Annotated in this window: 15 protein-coding genes and 1 tRNA gene; 8 read left to right on the top strand and 8 right to left on the bottom strand. The window is 63.9% G+C overall.

Annotated features, from left to right (window positions below; genetic code table 11):
- The 4 genes from O9320_07965 to pip all read right to left on the bottom strand — a co-directional run.
- Window positions 1-531, bottom strand: a 531-nt coding sequence (locus tag O9320_07965) for a hypothetical protein (protein MCZ8310774.1), incomplete at its 3' end; no start/stop codon positions are given.
- Window positions 532-783: 252 nt separating this feature from the next.
- Window positions 784-860 (bottom strand) — tRNA-Arg (locus O9320_07960).
- Window positions 851-2,095 (bottom strand): MFS transporter, encoded by a 1,245-nt coding sequence (locus O9320_07955; protein ID MCZ8310773.1) that lies wholly within the window; start codon window positions 2,093-2,095, stop codon window positions 851-853. The genes O9320_07960 and O9320_07955 overlap by 10 nt, the downstream gene beginning before the upstream one ends.
- 13 nt (window positions 2,096-2,108) lie before the next feature.
- A complete protein-coding gene (gene pip / locus O9320_07950) occupies window positions 2,109-3,071 on the bottom strand; it encodes a prolyl aminopeptidase (protein ID MCZ8310772.1) in 963 nt (320 codons plus the stop codon).
- Between the two features lie 97 nt (window positions 3,072-3,168).
- On the opposite strand from pip, the gene O9320_07945 reads away from it, so the two are divergent.
- Window positions 3,169-4,668 (top strand): M48 family metalloprotease, encoded by a 1,500-nt coding sequence (locus tag O9320_07945; protein MCZ8310771.1) that lies wholly within the window; start codon window positions 3,169-3,171, stop codon window positions 4,666-4,668.
- A 242-nt stretch (window positions 4,669-4,910) separates the two neighbouring features.
- On the opposite strand, the gene O9320_07940 is transcribed toward O9320_07945, so the two are convergent.
- Window positions 4,911-5,507 (bottom strand): CGNR zinc finger domain-containing protein, encoded by a 597-nt coding sequence (locus O9320_07940; protein ID MCZ8310770.1) that lies wholly within the window; start codon window positions 5,505-5,507, stop codon window positions 4,911-4,913.
- 115 nt (window positions 5,508-5,622) lie between these two features.
- On the opposite strand from O9320_07940, the gene O9320_07935 reads away from it, so the two are divergent.
- Window positions 5,623-6,528, top strand: coding sequence for an alpha/beta hydrolase (locus O9320_07935; GenBank protein MCZ8310769.1), 906 nt, complete (start codon window positions 5,623-5,625; stop codon window positions 6,526-6,528).
- Here the strand turns inward: O9320_07935 and O9320_07930 are convergent.
- Entirely contained in the window at window positions 6,525-7,487 is a 963-nt protein-coding gene (locus tag O9320_07930; GenBank protein MCZ8310768.1) for a methyltransferase domain-containing protein, read from the bottom strand. The two genes, O9320_07935 and O9320_07930, sit on opposite strands and share 4 nt — an antisense overlap.
- Window positions 7,488-7,628: 141 nt before the next feature.
- On the opposite strand from O9320_07930, the gene O9320_07925 reads away from it, so the two are divergent.
- Both O9320_07925 and O9320_07920 read left to right on the top strand, forming a co-directional pair.
- Window positions 7,629-8,168, top strand: a complete 540-nt coding sequence (locus O9320_07925) for a TRAP transporter small permease subunit (GenBank protein MCZ8310767.1) — start codon at window positions 7,629-7,631, stop codon at window positions 8,166-8,168.
- A gap of 17 nt (window positions 8,169-8,185) precedes the next feature.
- Window positions 8,186-9,811: a TRAP transporter large permease subunit gene (locus tag O9320_07920; protein MCZ8310766.1), complete on the top strand. Its 1,626-nt coding sequence runs from the start codon at window positions 8,186-8,188 to the stop codon at window positions 9,809-9,811.
- An 80-nt stretch (window positions 9,812-9,891) separates the two neighbouring features.
- Here O9320_07920 and O9320_07915 read toward each other — a convergent pair whose 3' ends face one another.
- Together O9320_07915 and O9320_07910 are read right to left on the bottom strand one after the other, a co-directional pair.
- Window positions 9,892-10,986, bottom strand: coding sequence for a TRAP transporter substrate-binding protein (locus O9320_07915; GenBank protein MCZ8310765.1), 1,095 nt, complete (start codon window positions 10,984-10,986; stop codon window positions 9,892-9,894).
- A 183-nt stretch (window positions 10,987-11,169) separates the two neighbouring features.
- Window positions 11,170-12,180: a tripartite tricarboxylate transporter substrate-binding protein gene (locus O9320_07910; protein MCZ8310764.1), complete on the bottom strand. Its 1,011-nt coding sequence runs from the start codon at window positions 12,178-12,180 to the stop codon at window positions 11,170-11,172.
- A 129-nt stretch (window positions 12,181-12,309) separates the two neighbouring features.
- Between O9320_07910 and O9320_07905 the strand changes: the two genes are divergently transcribed.
- The 4 genes from O9320_07905 to O9320_07890 all read left to right on the top strand — a co-directional run bounded on the left by O9320_07905 (window position 12,310) and on the right by O9320_07890 (window position 16,870).
- Window positions 12,310-12,786, top strand: coding sequence for a hypothetical protein (locus tag O9320_07905; GenBank protein ID MCZ8310763.1), 477 nt, complete (start codon window positions 12,310-12,312; stop codon window positions 12,784-12,786).
- Window positions 12,787-12,789: 3 nt separating this feature from the next.
- Window positions 12,790-14,286: a tripartite tricarboxylate transporter permease gene (locus O9320_07900; protein MCZ8310762.1), complete on the top strand. Its 1,497-nt coding sequence runs from the start codon at window positions 12,790-12,792 to the stop codon at window positions 14,284-14,286.
- A 169-nt stretch (window positions 14,287-14,455) separates the two neighbouring features.
- The gene (gene speB, locus O9320_07895) at window positions 14,456-15,352 is read left to right on the top strand and encodes an agmatinase (GenBank protein MCZ8310761.1); all 897 of its coding nucleotides are present in this window, start codon (window positions 14,456-14,458) and stop codon (window positions 15,350-15,352) included.
- A gap of 324 nt (window positions 15,353-15,676) precedes the next feature.
- Window positions 15,677-16,870 carry a type III PLP-dependent enzyme gene (locus O9320_07890; protein MCZ8310760.1) on the top strand — a complete coding sequence of 398 codons (1,194 nt, stop codon included), beginning with the start codon at window positions 15,677-15,679 and terminating at the stop codon, window positions 16,868-16,870.
- The last annotated feature ends 65 nt before the right edge of the window (window positions 16,871-16,935 follow it).

Here is a 16,935-nt window from a genome sequence, read left to right as displayed (position 1 = left end):
GATGTTGGCGGTCGTGGCGAACGTGTTGAACGCCGCATCGACCGACGACTGCGCGCTCAAGGTGAGCACGGTCGCATTGGTGTCGGCCAGGAACGTCTTGGCCGTCGAGCCTGCCGAGAGCAGGTTGGTGCCGTTGTAGTTTGCCTGGCTGATGAAGTTGGCGACCTGCGACGTCAGCGCGTTGAAGTCGGCCGTGTAGATGGTGCGCTGGTTGGCCGTGATCGACCCGTCGGCGAGCTGCGTGATCTTGGCTTGCAGATTGCCGATGAGGTTCGAAACGTTCGTCAGGGCTGCCTGGGTCACCGAGCCGATGCCGACACCGTTGGCGAGCGACGCCTGGATGGCGCCGTAAGCCTGCAGGTTGCCGCGGATGCCTTGCGCCACCGAAAAGGTCGAGGCATCGTCTTCCGCATCGGCAACGCGGTAGCCGGTCTGAACCTGTTTGGAAGCGACGTTAAGTCCGACTTGAGTCACGCGCAACGACGCTAGGGCCGTATACGCACCAACATTGGTATTGATGGAGTTTGACATAGCGTTTTCTTTCCTTCTGGAAGATACAAAACCAGCTTCTGCTGATTCCATAGAACGATACCCCGAAAACTCGAAAAAGTCACGAGCATCGAATTCAAATGTACTTTGCTGTTCTCAATTGAAATTCCAGAACCTCGGGAAAAGGCAGCAGCGTTCAGGCGCGTGCGCGCCTTAAACTACCGAATCGGCATTTAGATTCATTGGCTTAGGAAGGCAAAATCCAAGGGCCAAAATCAAACGTCGTTTCAAAAATGGCGTCCCCGAGAGGAATCGAACCTCCGACCCGCAGTTTAGGAAACTGCTGCTCTATCCTGCTGAGCTACGGGGACGTGCGCGGCGCGTGAGAATAACCCGCACGCGCAAAAGAATCCACGATGCGGATGACAAGGATCGTGGCCACAAACGCGACCGCAATGCCGTAGAGCGTGCCCTCGGGCCAGCCATGGTCGAGGAACCAGCCGAGCAGCAGCGGGGCCAGCATCGAGCCGATATCGAAGCCCGAATAGACGAGCCCGAAGGTGCGGCCCGTGGCCCCCGGCGGAGCGAGTTTTTTGACCAAGATATCGCGCGCGGCCGACGTGATTCCGACCGCCATGCCGGTTGCCGCGAAAAGTACGAGCACCGCCGCAAAAGGCGGGGTGAAGGCGACCGAACTTGCGAGCAGCAAGGCGGCGGCAATCAAGCCCGCGGCCGCGACCTGGTCGTGCCGGTCGGTGGCATCGGCCACGAACCCGCCCGCCAGGATGCCGATCGCATTGCCGACCAGATAGAGCGTGACAGCCAGCGTAGCCGCACGGAACTCGATGCCGTGGATCGCGGCAAGGCTTGCGGCGGCAAACGTCTGCACGCCCGAACTCGACATCGCCGTCATCGTCAGATAGACGAACGCTGCGAGCATCGCGGGCATCACGAGCAGTTTGCCGAAGGCGGCCGCGACTTCGCGAATACCTTCTTTGGCGGCAGCGGCCGTCGGTGCAGCTTCGCCCAAGAGATCGCGCGCAAGATAGACGAACGCTGCCTGCACCAAACCATAGATGCCGCCGATCGCAAGGGCCGTGCGCCAGCCAAGCCAGAAGCCCAACGCCGCCAGCAGCAGCGGCGACACGACGTAGCCGATCGTGCCGCCGAACGCGTGGATCGAAAAGGCGCGACCCGTGCGGCTTGGATGCACGCGCGAGGCCAGGATCGCGAAGTCGGCCGGGTGGAATACCGAATTGCCGAGCCCGGCCAGGACCGCGAGCGGCAGAAACATCCAGAAAGCCGGCACAAAGGCCATCGCGAGGATCGCACTCGCCAACAGCGCCATACCTGCGGCCAGCACGCGCCGCCCGCCCCAGCGATCGACAAAGATGCCGACAAAAGCCTGGCCGAGCCCCGAGGCCAGATAGAACGCGGCCACCACACTGCCGAGGGCGGCGAAGCCCATGCCGAACTCTTCCTGCAGCAGCGGAAACATCGGCGGCAGACAGAATTGGAAAACATGGCTCGTCGAATGAACAAGCCCGACCGCACCGATCACGGCGTAGTCGCGCTGGCGCCGTGCTGGCGAATCCGCCTCGATCACGCGATGTCCTTCTCTAGAGCCTTTTGGCTCGCTCCATCGCCGCGACAAGATGGCTGCGAATACCCGGTTCCATGGCCGAATGCCCGGCGTCGGGAACGACATGATAGCGCGCCTGCGGCCAGCGTGCTGCCAATTCGTCGGCCGTGACGATCGGGCAGACCATGTCGTAGCGGCCCTGTACGATCGTTGTCGGGATATCGCGGATGCGATCCACACCGTCGAGCAGTTCGGTGTCGCCCAGGAACACGCGGTGGCGGAAATAATGCGCCTCGATGCGCGCGAGGCCCAACGCCATGCGGTCTTCGGAGAAGGCCAGCACCGTGTCGGGGCTCGGCATCAGCGTCGAGCATGAGCCCTCGTACGAACTCCACGCGCGTGCGGCGGGCAGCGACACGGCCGGATCGGGGTCGGCAAGCCGCGTCCAGTAGTTCGCCAGCAGATCGCTACGCTCGGCCTCGGGCAGGAAGCTCGAAAATTTGCGCCACGCCTCGGGAAACACGAACCGTATGCCCGACAAGAACCAGTCGATCTCGATCTTGCGACCGAGAAAAATGCCGCGCAGCGCGAGCGAGCGCACGCGCGCGGGATGCGCCTGCGCATAAGCCAAAGCGAGCGTTGAGCCCCACGAGCCGCCGAACACGTGCCACGCGTCGAGGGCGAGATGCAGCCGCAGACGCTCCATGTCGGCGACGAGGAGCTGCGTGGTGTTGTCTGTCGTTTCGCCGTGCGGGCGCGAACGGCCGGCCCCGCGCTGGTCGAACACGACGATGCGATAATGCAGCGGATCGAAAAAACGCCGATGGGTCGGCGTTGCCCCGGCCCCTGGCCCGCCATGCAGGAACACGACGGCCGGGCCCGCCGGATTGCCCGACTGCTCCCAATACATCTGGTGGCGACCGTCGAGGTCCAACATGCCGGAACCGTAGGGTTCGAGCGGCGGATAGAGATCTGTGCGCAAGGCTGAATCGGCAGGCATGGCGGCGAGCTTCGCGTGCGGCCACTTCTTCGTCAAGGAGGGCCGTTTCGTCAAGGCGGGCTTGACCTTAGCCCACACCCGCGACAGATTCGCGCCCATGCGTCGATTTCTTTCGCTTTTTGCGGCATGCGGTTTGGCCTTGGCGCTGGGCGCTTGCGCGCAGAACCAAGCCAGCGGCCGCAGCCAGTTCACGGCCTTCGTGAGCCCGGCCGAGGAGATGCGCATCGGCCGCGAAGAGCACCCCAAAGTGCTCGAACAATATGGCGGCGAATACAACAATCCGCGCGTGAAGGCCTATGTGCAGCGCATCGGCGAACGGCTTGCCGCGCGCAGCGAACTCGCCGGCTCGAGCTTCACCTTCACCGTGCTCAACAGCGATATCTCGAACGCGTTCGCCCTGCCGGGCGGCTACGTCTATATCTCGCGCGGCTTGTTGGGTTTGATGGGCAGCGAGGCCGAACTCGCTTCCGTGCTCGGCCACGAGATCGGCCATGTGACCGCCCGCCACACGGCCGAGCGTTTGAGCCGCGGCCAGGCGGCCAACATCTTCACGAATATCCTCGGCATCGGCGTTGCCGTGCTGACGGGCTCGAGCGATGCAGGCTCTCTTGCGGCACAAGCCACCGGTACCGGGGCCGGCATGTGGCTCGCCGGTTTCTCGCGCGAGCAGGAATTCGAGGCCGACAAGCTCGGCGTGCGCTACATGGCAAGCGAAGGCTACGACCCGGCCGAGGCCGCCGAGATGCTAGCCAAGCTCGGTGCCGAGACGCGCCTCACGGCCAAGATGCTCGGCCGCGATCCCGAATCGGCCGACTCGTTCAGCATCATGCAGACCCATCCGCGCACCGCCGACCGCGTGGTGGCGGCAACCGAGGCAGCACGCGCCCAAGGCATGATCGTGGCGGCAAACCCACGCCAAGGTGTGGCCGAATATTTCGAGGCGATCGACGGGCTCTCGGTCTTGGGCGACCGCGAGTCAGGCTTCGTGCGCGGCAATGTCTTCCTGCATCCGGCGTTGCGCATCCGCTTCGAAGCGCCCAAGGGCTTCCGCATCGAGAACGGTTCGGATGCCGTATCTGCACGGGGCCCGAGCGGCGCCACGATGCGCGTCGATGCGGTCCGCACACGGGCGGCCACAAACCCGCGCGATTTTCTGACCGGCGTGTGGGCGCGCGGCCAAACGCTGCGGAATGTCGAGACGATCACCGTGAACGGCCTGCCGGCAGCAACGGCCCCCGCCAGTTTGCGCACGCAAAACGGTTCGGTCGCCGCGCGTCTTGTCGTGATCCAGCATCCGGACGGTGCTTTCTACCGCATGCTGCTGGCCGCCCCCGCCGAGGTGGCGGACCGCTTCACCGACGATTTCCGGCGCACGACGTATTCTTTCCGGGCGTTGAGCGAAGCCGAAGCGCGCGACGCCCAGCCCTTGCGCATGCGCATCGCAACCGTTCGCCCCGGCGATACCCAAGAAACGCTCGCGCGGCGTATGGCGACCGACGACGGTTTCAAGCTTGAGCGCTTCCAGCTCATCAACGGCCTCAAACAAGGCGAAGCGCTTGCACCCGGCACGCGCGTCAAAATCATCGCCGACCGCTAGGGGCCCCAAAAGAATAGGTTACCAAACGCGACAAACCGCGACGGTAGCCTATTTATCCCATTGATTTTTCGACATTGTAACCCCGGCGAAGATTTTGGATTACCTATTGCGAAACCCCGTATTCAAAGGATCTCTGCGATTCCGATCTTCACTTGTCAAACAGCAACCGCCGTATGCAGCGATGGCAAATGTAGAGCATATTCCTAAGTAAAAATCAAGCCTGCTTGAGGTTTCAGACACGCTCAAGGTGTCGCTTTCCGCTTGCGGTAGCGTTTGATTTTTTCGCGGTTGCCGCAGAGCGCCATGCTGCACCAGCGGCGCGTGGCGTTTTTGCCGGAGTCGAAAAACACCATGTTGCAGGCCGGATTGGCGCAACCCTTGAGACGGTGCTGCGCCGCCGGAGGGGTCGCTGCAAAGCGCGCGAAATCCTGGGCGACCGTCGCGGCCGGGCCGCCGGCACCCGGCTCGAATGTTTCGACCAGCTGCGCGCCGCTTGCCGTCACTTCCAAACGCAGCTCAACGCGCGCTTGGGCAAGAAGCAGATTGACCGCATAGGCCGCCGTTTTCGAAACCGCACCGGTCGCGCGCATTTCGTCGAACGCGGCACGCAAGCGCTGGCGCAGCGCCACCAATGTGCGCCGTGCCTGATCTGCGGCCGATTGTTCGGGCAATGGCAAACCGGCGGCCACCAGCCAACGCGCGAATTGTTCGGGTGTGGCCAATAGATCCTGTTCAATTCCAGCCAAGATCGGCGTGCTGTTCAGCAGATCGAGCCACAAATGGCCGCCCAAAAACGGCATGCCGTCGCGCAGATCCGATACCGTCGGCTTCGAGTCCATGGCTTTGCCCTCGGTTTTTTAACACCATTAAAATAGCATTTGACAGGTTTCAGATCAACGCGTACCTTTCAAAATTAGTTTTAACGGTTACATCTTTGGATCCCAGGAGAAAACAATGTCGAAAGAAGCAGTTAGCGCGGTCTATCCGACCCCTACGCAGGTTCGCTACAAGACCGTCACGGTCGACGGTCTGGAAATCTTCTACCGCGAGGCGGGGGCGGCCGACCGGCCGGTCGTGCTGCTGCTGCACGGGTTTCCGTCGTCGTCGCATATGTTCCGTGACTTGATCCCGCTCCTGGCGAGTGAGTACCGCGTGTTGGCGCCGGACTATCCGGGCTTCGGCCAATCCGGCCAGCCGAGCCTCGCGGACTTCCACTACGATTTTGCCGCCCTGGCCGACATCGTCGACGGCTTCACCCAGGCCGTCGGCGCCAACCGCTACACGATCTACATGCAGGATTACGGCGGCCCGGTCGGATTGCGCTTGGCGCTCAAACATCCCGAGCGCGTGCGCGGCTTCATCGTGCAGAACGCGGTCGCGAATGTCGAGGGCTGGAACCCGGATGTGGTCAAAAACTTCGCGCCGTTCTGGCAGAACCGGACGGCCGAAACGGAAACCCCGCTGCGCGGTTTCCTCGGCGCCGCCACGACAAAGTTCCAGTACACGCACGGCGCGACGCGCGCCGAGCGCCTGTCGCCCGATGCCTGGATCCACGACCAAGCCGGGCTCGACCGGCCCGGCAACGATCGGATCCAGCTCGAGCTCCTCCACAACTACCGGGACAATGTCGCCCAGTACCCGGCCTGGGGTGCTTATCTGCAAAAGCACCAGCCGCCGATGCTGATCGTTTGGGGCCAAAACGATCCGTTTTTCACGGCGGCGGGTGTGGCCTATTTCCAAGACCTGCTGCCGCACGCGACAACGCATCTGTTCGACGCCGGGCATTTTGCGCTCGAGACGCACGCGCCCGAAATCGCTGCTGCGGCACGGACCTTTCTCGCCGGGCTCGACGCTGGTTAGGCCTTTTTGTGGGCTTCGATGCGGGCGACGCGCAATTCGCCCGCTTTCATCGCCGCAATGCGGCGCGCCCATAGCTGGGCCTCGTTCAGCAGCGCCTTGCCTTCGGCCGGCTTCAGCATGCCGGCCGTCACCATCGATTCGATGCGCGACCAGCCGTCGAGCACGATGGGGGCAAACGTATCGGTATAGTCCTCGGTCGTGCGCACGGTGAAACCCGCCGTCTCGACCAAATACGTCAGCTGACCGACCGTGCCGAGATGGGTCGGGCGCGCCTCGCCCGCGATGTAGGCCGCAAAGGCTGGGCCCTGGCGCTCGTCTTCGGCCAACGCCCAATCGAGCAGCACAAGCCGCCCCGCGCGCTTCAGCGATTCGCCGACCAGGCGCACGAAAGCGACTTTGTCCGGCACCACCGACAGAACGCTGCGCATCAAGGCTGCGTCGAAATGCTGCTTGGGCCAGTCCGGCGCTTCGAGATCGAAGGAAGCGATGGGCGCGCGCAGATCGAGGCCCGCTTTGGCCGACAGCGCATCGCCGGCACGCGCCAGTTCCGGCGACATATCGAAGCCGTGCGCCTTGGCCCCAAAACGCTCGACGATCGCACGCGTCCCGCCGCCGAGGCCGCAGCCGATATCCATCGCAATCGAGTTTTTGTTCACGACCAGCGCTTGCGCAAGATCGGCGGCAAATTCCCCGCCGCCCGGAAAGGTAAATCCGTCGCCCCAGATCATCTGGCCGACGAGAATGCGCTCAGGCCCCCAGAAATCTTTGGGCGGTGTTGGCGGGGTGGACGGCTCGGCTTTGGTTTCCGCGCGCGGGCTGCGCAGAACCTGTTCCGGCCGCTTCTTGTCGATTTCGTAGCCCTCCCACCAGGCATGCAGGCGCGCGCGCAACCCGAGCTGCGAGGGCTTCGGCAACGCGTCGCGTGGGCCAGCGGTCGAAAGCTCGTCTTGTGGGGGCATTTCAAGCCGAAATTAGAATCGATTCTGGAAGAAGCCAAGAAATTACCGCGCGCTTTGGAATGGCGAATTTACATCAAATATGCGATATCAACGCGCTACAACACCAACACGACGCTGTAAAATACGCCGGGGGGCGCGAACGTGCTGTTTTTGCTGCGAATCAGCCAAGGAATCGATTGGCTCAACGCCAAGTTCGGCGTTCTGGCCAACAGCATGATCGTATTGTCTTGCGTGGTGAGTGCCGGCAACGCGATGTCGCGCTACGCCTTCGACCTCAGCTCCAACGCCTGGCTCGAAGTGCAGTGGTACATGTTCGCGGTCGCCGTGATGCTGGGTGCTTCCTACACGCTGCAGCGCAACGAGCATGTACGCGTCGACATCTTCTACATGCAGCTTTCCGAACGCGCCCAGCTGTGGGTCGACATTCTGGGCGGCTTGCTGTTTCTGCTGCCGGCCTGCCTGTTGTTCATGTGGCTCGCCTGGCCGATCTTCTGGCAGTCGTTCCTGATCAACGAAGCCTCGAACAATGCGGGCGGCCTGTTGCGCTGGCCGGTCAAGGCGTTGCTGCCGCTGGGCTTCGCGCTGCTGTCCTTGCAGGGCATTTCCGAAATCATCAAGCGCATCGGGGCCTTGCAGGGCTACACCGTGATCGACGCCAAGTACGAAAGGCCGCAGCAGTGACCATTCCGCTGGAGTTCATGCCGCCGCTGATGTTCGGCGGCCTCGTCGTGTTCATGCTCCTGGGCTACCCGGTCGCGTTTTCGCTGATGGCGGTCGGGCTGTTTTTCGGCCTCATCTCGATCGAGCTCGGCTTCTTCACGGTAAGCTTCCTGCAGGCGATTCCGCTGCGCATGTTCGGCAGCATCCTCGCCAACGACCTGCTGCTTGCGATTCCGTTTTTCACCTTCATGGGCTCGATCCTCGAGCGCTGCGGCCTTGCCGAAGACATGCTCGATTCGATGGGCCAGCTCTTCGGCACGCTCAAAGGCGGGCTCGGCTATTCGGTCATCATCGTGGGCTTCGTGCTGGGTGCGATTACCGGCACCGTGGCGGCCCAGGTCATCGCAATGGCGCTGATCTCGCTGCCCGTGATGATGCGCTACAAATACGACATCCGCTACGCAACCGGCGTGCTTGCGGCATCGGGCACCATTACCCAGCTTGTCCCGCCGTCGCTGGTGCTGATCGTTTTGGCCGACCAGCTCGGCCGCTCGGTCGGCGACATGTATCTGGGGGCCTGGGGCCCGTCCTTGATGCAGATCGCTTTGTTCGCGGGCTACACGTTTGCGCTGACGCTGGTGAAGCCCGATGCGCTGCCCGCCATCCCGAAATCCGATCTCACGCTCGTCGGCTGGGCTTTGTGGCGCAAATGCCTGATCGGCATCGTGCCGTCGGCCGTGCTGATCTTCCTGGTGCTCGGCACGATGATGCTGGGCCTTGCCACGCCGACGGAAGCAGGTGCCATGGGCGCTGTCGGGGCCGTCATCCTTGCCGTGCTGCACCACAAGGATATCGGCGTCACCGGGCGCGGTGCGTTCGTGTTGATGGTCGTGGCGGCCGGAATAGCCACAGCGATCGGAATTTTCGCGTTCAAATCCACGCCGTTCCGCTTCGCACTCGCCGCCCTCTATGTGGGCGTGGTGTGGCTGTGCATCCGGGCGGTGCTGATCCCCGATCTGCGCGGCCTCATCCGCCAGGCCTACCAGACCACGATGCGCATCACCGCGATGGTGGTGTTCATCCTGATCGGCTCGACCTGCTTCTCGATTGTGTTCCAGGGCGTGGACGGCAATCTGTGGGTCGAACATCTGCTGAGCGGCCTGCCCGGCGGGGCTTGGGGCTTCCTTGCCTTCATCAACGTGTTCGTCTTCTTCCTGGCGTTTTTCCTCGATTTCTTCGAGATCGCCTTCATCATCGTGCCGATGCTGGCCCCCGTGGCGCAGAAGCTGCTGACGCCGCTCGTGGGGGCGGACGCTGCCCTCATCTGGTTCGGCGTGATCTTGTGCGTGAACATGCAAACGAGCTTCATGCATCCGCCGTTCGGCTTCGCGCTGTTCTACCTGCGCTCGGTCGCACCCAAGGAGATCAAGACCTCCGACATCTATATGGGTGCGATCCCGTTCGTGCTGCTGCAGGTCGTGATGGTGGCCCTCGTGATCTCGTGGCCCGGCCTCGTGACCTGGGCGCTCGACAAGCCGCTCGACGTCGATCTCTCGACGATCGAAATCCCGGAGACGCCAACCGAGTCGGTGACGCCCGAAGCCGTCAATCCGGACGGCGACGGCGAGCCGATGGACGCGGACGAAGACGAACCGGCGAAATAAAGCTGGAGCCGCAAAAGAGAAACCCGCCGCGAGCTTGACGCTCACGGCGGGTTTTTTGTTGCAGTCCGTCCCCGTGCCGCTTACGAGCGGCGCGGCAGCGTGGCGAGGTTCGCGTTGACGAAGCGGTCGTAGGCGGCTTCGTTGGTGCGGAACCACTGGAACTGGTCGGTGCGGAACCGGCGCCAGGATTCGTAGACCTTCTTGAACAGCGGGTTCTTTTCCGACGTTTCGTCGTAAAGCTCGTTGGCCGCCTTCAAGCAGGCCAGCAGCGTTTCGTTGCTGAACACCTTGAGCTGCGTGCCGCCAGCCACCAGACGGCGCAGGGCCACTGGATTCTGGGCATCGTACTTGGCCTGCATGGCAACGTGCGCTTCCCAAGCGGCTGCCTGGAAGATCGACTTGTTCTCCGACGACAGGCTGTCCCACGCCGTCTTGTTGACGATCGCGGAGAGCTGCGGGCCGCCTTCCCAGAAGCCCGGGTAGTAGTAGAACTTGGCGACCTTGTTGAAGCCGAGCTTCTCGTCGTCGTAGGGGCCGACCCATTCGGCGGCGTCGATGGTGCCCTTTTCAAGGGCCGGGTAGATGTCGCCAGCCGCGAGCTGCTGCGGCACGAGGCCGAGCTTGGTCAGCACCTGGCCGGCGAAGCCGCCGATGCGCATCTTGACGCCCTTGAAGTCTTCGGACGACTTGATTTCCTTGGTGAACCAGCCGCCCATCTGCGCGCCCGTGTTGCCGGCCGGCATCGAGACGACGCTGTAGGCGTTGAACAATTCGGCCATCATTTGCTGGCCGCCGCCGGCATACATCCACGCCGTCTGCTGACGCGAATTGAGGCCGAACGGGATCGCCGTGTCGAAGGCAAAGGTCGGATCCTTGCCGACATAATAGTAGTTGGCCGTGTGGCCGCACTCGACCGTCGCAGCCTGGACCGCATCCAGAACCTGCAAGCCCGGCACGATTTCGCCCGCAGCGAACACGCGGATTTCGAACTTGCCGCCCGAGGATTCCGTCACGCGCTTGGCGAGCACTTCGGCCGCACCGTAGATGGTGTCGAGCGACTTCGGAAAGCTCGAGGCCAGACGCCAGCGAATCACGCCCTGCGCGATGGCCGGGGCGGCGAGCGGTGCGGCGGCCATGCCGACGCCAGCGCCAACGATAAATTTACGACGTTTCATGCGTTTTTCTCCCTGTTGTCCGGTTTTGGACACGAAAAAACCGAGCCCGGCTGCCGGTTTTACAGCCGGTCGATGGGGTAGAAATTACCACGCAGAATCTGTGAAAGTCATTGTCAAAATCCAGCGTGCCTATGTATTAAGCAGCGTCCGGAATTGGTCGATGACGCGCAAACGCAAGCCCCGTCAGGCGGCCCTCGCGCCGGTCGCTCGCACGATCGGAATCCACAGATCGCGTTCGCTTGCGTAGAACGCATCGACTTGGGTGGGCGTCATGCGGTCGGAAATAGTCGAGCCCAGGTCGATAAGGCGCGTGCGCATTGCCGGAGCGGCCAACACGGCGGCGACTTCGGCATTTATCTTATCAACGATGGGTTTGGGGGTGGCGGCCGGTGCGGCGATCGAGTTCCAGGTTTGGCCCTGGAAGTTGGCAAGGCCCGCCTCGTGGATCGTCGGCAAATCGGGGAGTGCCGGGCTGCGCACAAGTGCCGAAAGACCCAGGCCGCGCACCGCACCGCCGTTCAATTGGGGGATCGCCGTGACGGCGACATCGAACATGTGCGACAGCCGCCCGGCGACCAGATCGCGCATCGCTTGGGCGCCGGCTTGATAGGGCACATGCTCGACCGATAGTTCCGCTTGGCGCGCAAACAGCAGGCCCACGACATGCGTTGTTGTTCCGACGGGTCCGCTGCCGTATTGGAAGCGACCCGGCGCAGCCTTCACGCGCGCGATGTAGTCGCGCAAGGTGGCGGCCGGGTTGTCCTTGTTGACGCACAGAACCAACGGCACGAAATTCAGCATTGCGACACCGCTCAGCGTGCGCGGCAGATCGACCGGCATCGGGTCGAACAGCGCCATGTTGAAGACGAGTTGCGACGACGTGCCGACAAGCAGCGTGTGTCCGTCGGGCGCGCTGCGCGACACGTCTTCGGTTGCGCGCATGCCGGATGCGGCCGGAATGTTTTCGACCAGCACGCGCTGGCCCAAGCGCGGCTCGAGATCGTTGGCGACCAAGCGGGCAACCACATCGGCATTGCCGCCGGCCGCCGACGCGACAACCAGGCGGATTGGTTTGGCCGGGAAGGCCTGCGCCTGGGCCAAACCAGGCAGCAGAACGGGTGCTGCCAATGCGCCGAGGCCGAGTTGCAATGCCGTGCGCCGAGGAAGGGCGGTTTCGCGGATTTTCATGGTCATTTGACGTCCTTCTTCCGGAAAAACAGGGCAGTTTGAAAAGCCGCATCGCGGCGCGCGTTACAAAATCAACGCTACATTGAGGCAAGATATATTGCAAGTGATTCTCATTCGCGATATAGAAAGACCGCAATGCCCCTCATCGCTGCTGCCCCACCTGAGACTTGGCGCCAAAGATTGGCCGACCGCGACGTTCGCGCCGGCTTCTTTCTGGCGTCGCTCGGCATCGGATGCTGGATCGTTTCGGGCGGACTTTCATGGGGCAGCTTCGCGCGCCCGGGGGCCGGCCTGCTCCCGGGAATGGCAGCGCTGACGATGGCCTTTTCGGGCGTCGGCTTGGCGCTGTGGGCCGGGTTTCGCAGCGCTGTCGCCTGTGCCGATCCGCCGATCGTGTGGCGCAGCCTTTTGGCGACTTTGGGCAGCGCGTTTTCTTTTGCATTCGGCGCCAGCACGCTGGGCCTGGCAGCAGGCTGTATCGCCGCGGCGACGTGTGCGTGCATGGCGCGCAGGACGCGCGTGCGCGCGACCGCTGCGATCGCATTGACGGTGGGTTCAGGCGCCTACGCCGTTTTCGGACTGGCGCTTGGTCCAGGCTCGAGCCTGCGCTGAACGATGGATCCGCTCGACGGCCTGATGATGGGCTTTGGCCTGACGCTTGGCACGAGCACATTGGCGGCGTGTCTGGTCGGCGCCGTGCTCGGCACGCTGGTGGGCGTTTTGCCTGGCATCGGCCCGGTCGCGACGATGGCCCTGCTGCTTCCCGCCACCTTCCATATGGAGCCAGCGTCTGCGTTGGTGATGCTTGCCGGCATCTATTACGGCGCGCAATACGGATCTTCGACGACGGCCATTTTGCTCAATCTGCCCGGCGAAGCATCGGGGGTAATCACCGCACTTGACGGCCATGCGCTGGCAAAGCGCGGGCGGGCGGGCGCCGCAGTTGCAGTTGCGGCACTGGCGTCGTTTGCGGCGGGCATCCTCTCGACGTTCGCCATCGCGTGGCTTGCGCCGCTTTTTGCGCGCCTGGGGCTCGCCATGACGCCTGCACACGTCGCATTGCTGCTGATCTTCGGCCTCTGCCTTGCGGTCTCGATGTCGCCCGCAGCGCGTTTGAAAGCGCTCGGCGGCGCGGCGTTCGGAGTCTTTCTTGGCCTTGTCGGAACGGATTCGGGCGGCGGGCCGCCGCGCATGACGTTCGGCATATGGGAACTGGCCGACGGAATCGGATTTGCCGTCGTGGCGATGGGCATCTACGGGCTCGGCGAGATCGCCTATGCCCTGCAGGCCGCCCCAGACGCGCACGCGCGCGCGCCGCTCGGGCGCGTCCGCCCGCATCGCAAGGAGATGCAGGCAAGCGCGTTGCCGGCCGTGCGCGGAGCTGCCATCGGCACGCTGATCGGGCTTGTGCCCGGCGGCAGCACCGTGTTGGCGTCGTTTGCCGCATTTGCCTGGGAGCGACGTTTCGGACGGCGGCGCCATAGAATCGGCAAAGGCGCGATCGAAGGCGTGGCAACGTCCGAAGCTGCGAACAATGCGGCCGCACAAGCCTCGTTCGTGCCGTTGCTTGCCTTGGGACTGCCCGGCAATGCCGTCATGGCGGTGATGGCCGGGGCAATGATGCTGCAAGGCGTGCTGCCGGGCCCCACGCTTGCGGTCGAGCGGCCCGATATTTTCTGGACCGTCGTGGCCAGCATGCTTGTGGGGAATGCCATGCTGCTGGTCATCAACCTGCCGCTGATCGGCATTTGGGTGCGCTTGCTGCGAGTCCCGCGCAGCTGGCTGTTTCCCGCGATCCTGACGATCTGCGCGGCAGGCGCTTATTCGCTGCAAGGCGCCGCTTTCGACGTGGTCCTCCTGGCCGCGTTCGGCGCGCTTGGCTTTGCCATGCGGCGGCTTGAGTTCGATCCGACGCCTTTTTTTGTCGGCTTTGTGGTGGCGCCGCTGCTCGACGACAATCTGCGGCGCGCGCTTATGCTGGCGCGCGGCGATGTGGTGGCGGCACTCGCCGATCCGGTTGCCGTCGTCTTGACGATGTTGTGCGCGGGCGCGGTGGCGCTGGGCAGCCTTGCGGCGATGCGCGAAGCAAGGCGCGGCCTGCACGATTGCTGAGCGCGGATTTGCCGTACCGCCCGAAGGGCAGCGCTTCAGGCGCCATTGTATTTTGACGCAGCCATTGTAAAACGACCTCGACAGAAACCAACCGACCACGGATGAGCCCGAGGGCCGCGATCGAGCGGCGCCGACCGGCGGCCCGACAGCGGCGAGATCGAGTGCAGCGATGGCGATGAAACCGACTTTCAGCCTGCGGCCGAGCTTTCTGGGCGTGGCCAACACGAATCCGGAAGCGCGCTTCTGCGTGGCAGGGTTGCCGCTCGATCTTGGCACCTCGAACCGCTCGGGCGCGCGCGAAGGCCCGGCCGCGATCCGGGCCGCCAGTCGCATGCTGTGCGACGGCGACCACCCGACGCACTGGATCGAGCCCGCGATCCTCGACCTTTCCGACACTGGCGATTTCGACATTGCCCTTGGCGACATCGCGGCAAGCTTCGACAAGATCGAAGCGCAGGCGGCCAAGATCGCGCATCTCGTGGCGCTGGGCGGCGACCATGGGGCGACCTTGCCGCTGTTGCGCGCCCTTGTGAAACGTCTGGGCGCGCCATTGGCCCTCGTGCATTTCGATGCGCATGTCGACACCTGGCCTACGACGTTCGGCAATGTGCTCGGCCACGGCTCGGTGTTCTATCGCGCCATCGAAGAAAAGCTCGTCGACCCGAAGCGCATGGTGCAGATCGGCATCCGCAGCCCTGTCGCGCGCGACGTGTGGGACTGGACGGTGGCGCAAGGGGTGACGATCCTCGACGCGCAAAGCGTGCATGCAAACGGCCCCACTTCTGTGGCCGAGACGATCAAGCACGTCGTCGGTACTTCACGCGCCTATCTGTCGTTCGACATCGACGCGCTCGATCCGGCATTTGCACCGGGTACGGGTACCCCCGAAATCGGCGGGCTTGCGACGTGGCAAGCGCAGGCAATCTTGCGCCAGCTCGAAAGCATTTCGTTCGTCGGCATGGATGTGATGGAAGTGGCCCCCGCCTACGATCATGGCGAGATCACGTCGCTCGCCGCCGCCACGCTCGCGTGGGAGTATCTCGCCCTGATTGCCGCAAAAAAATAGCTGCCAGACCAAATTGTCACTTGCATTGGCGGGGATTCGGATTATTTATCCGCTCAGACGCAAATCGCACGTGCCCCAGGCCCGCGAGGCAACGCGCTAAGGCAGCACTTCGTTTCCAACCGAAGCCGCTTCCGATCCCAGCGCTCGAGGTCAAGCAACGACGTCACGCGTCCTTTCCGATGAGCCGACCGTAAGGGTCGGTGCGGTCGCGAAGGGAACCGGGATTTCGAAAGACGCTTGCCTCGGGGCAGTTTCCCCCGACTCAGCAACGCATTCGCTATTCCGTCGTCTTTTCGCGGTCGCTTTTGTCGCCGAGGATGACCGATGGCACAAACGCTGCTGCGCAAATCCGTTGCCGCCCTGGCCCGGACCCGCGAAATCCCGACGCCCGACTTGCGTCCGCTCGACGCGGTCGTAGCCGAGTTGCAACCGCACGAGCCCGTGCACGCCCTGCGCCCGGCCACACTCGCCCGCACGGCTGCCCATTTCGTGGCGGGCTTCCCCGGCGAAACGCTGTACGCCGTGAAGTGCAATGCCGACCCGCGCACCTTGCGTGCGCTGTGGGACGGCGGCGTGCGCGGTTTCGACTGCGCTTCGCCCGCCGAGATCGCCCTCGTGCGCTCGATGTTCGGGCGCGCGGCGACGATCGCCTACATGCATCCGGTGCGCGCACGCGCGGCCATCCGCGAAGCCTACGGCCGCCACGCTGTGCGCCGCTTCGTGCTCGATTCGGTCGCCGAGTTCGACAAGATCCGCGAAGAAACGGCCGCCAAGCCCGGCACGCTCGACCTCATCGTGCGCATCGCCCCGCCGGTCGTTGCCGGTGCCGACAAGCCCTTGCACGATCTCTCGGGCAAATTCGGTGCGTCGGCCGCCGACGCGGTCGCGCTGCTGCGCCGCGTGCGCCCGTTCGCGCGCACGCTCGGCATCTCGTTCCATGTCGGCTCGCAAAATGCCGATCCGCAGGCCTTTGCCCGCGCGATCGCGCACGCCGATGCGTTGGCGCGCGAAGCCGGCGTTGCGGTCGAGGTGCTCGACGTCGGCGGCGGCTTCCCCGTTGCCTATCCGGGCCAAGAAGTGCCACCCATCGACGCGTTTTTCGCGGCGATCAAACAGGCGCACGCCGCGTGCCACACGCTCGCGAACACGGCGCTATGGGCCGAGCCGGGCCGCGCCCTCGTTGCGGCCGGCGGTTCGGTCGTGGTGCAGGTACAAGCGCGACGCGGCAACACGCTCTACATCAACGACGGCGTGTACGGCGCACTCGCGGACGCGGGCGTGCCGGGCCTGCGCTATCCCACGCGTCTGCTGCGCGCGAGTGCGGCCGACACCGTGGCCTACGACTTCTATGGTCCGACCTGCGATTCGGCGGACCATATGAAGGGCCCGTTCGTCCTGCCCGGCGACGTTTGCGAGGGCGACTGGATCGAACTTGGCCAGTTGGGAGCCTATGGAGCGGTCCTGCGCACCGGCTTCAATGGCTTCGAGCGCGCGCACCTGATCGAAGTCGAAGGCTGACGAAGCAAATCTCGACTTATGGTGCGTGAGCGCGCTCGCCGCCCGCCTTGTCGCTTGCGTTTGAA

The sequence above is a fragment of the Magnetospirillum sp. genome (assembly GCA_027532905.1).
In the GTDB taxonomy this organism is placed as follows: domain Bacteria; phylum Pseudomonadota; class Alphaproteobacteria; order CACIAM-22H2; family CACIAM-22H2; genus Tagaea.
This window is presented reverse-complemented; position numbering and strand designations above follow the sequence as displayed.